Here is a 498-nt window from a genome sequence, read left to right as displayed (position 1 = left end):
TTTGATGTTTCTGAAGAAATGAATTTCCTCCTGTTTGTCATTAAATCCTCTTTCAAGGATATAGTTCCTTGTTTCTTCTAAAACTTTGGATAGATAGCGAATCATTTCTAAAGCTTCGGGGATAATGGTTTCTACGTGTAATGTTACCTTTTCCTCTTCTTTGTAAATGTCTTGAAAGACTTTTCTGAAATACTGTTCCATATTGCTTAAATATTTAAATTAGTTGTTACAAAATTACGGAACTATCGCAGAAAATCCTTTGGTAAGGAAAACATATCTATCAACTTACATTGCTTCGCCCTGCACGGTGCAAGTCGGCATCTATAGAGGAGCACGCTTGCACCGTGCAGGGCGAGGCAAAGTTATAAGAATTTTGTGAAAAAGTAAATATATCGTACCTTTGTCGTATTGAGTTCCGATGAAAATCAATGAAATCAAAAGAAGCAAGTTGAGTTACTAATTCGTTACCTGAAATTGAAAAAATGCTTATAATTTTTT

General features: G+C 33.9%; 1 protein-coding gene and 1 pseudogene. Both read right to left on the bottom strand.

What is annotated here, in order from left to right; all coding sequences use genetic code 11:
* A pseudogene (locus VQ048_RS12530) lies at positions 1-201 on the bottom strand (RteC domain-containing protein); the annotation flags it as partial.
* A gap of 79 nt (positions 202-280) precedes the next feature.
* The coding region (locus VQ048_RS12525) for a hypothetical protein (protein ID WP_327611967.1) at positions 281-498 on the bottom strand (218 nt) is incomplete at its 5' end.

It is taken from the genome of Bergeyella anatis (assembly GCF_036016955.1).
In the GTDB taxonomy this organism is placed as follows: Bacteria; Bacteroidota; Bacteroidia; order Flavobacteriales; family Weeksellaceae; genus JAYWXI01.
The sequence above is the reverse complement of the archived record's forward strand: the minus strand, read 5'-3'. Positions and strand labels throughout refer to the sequence as shown.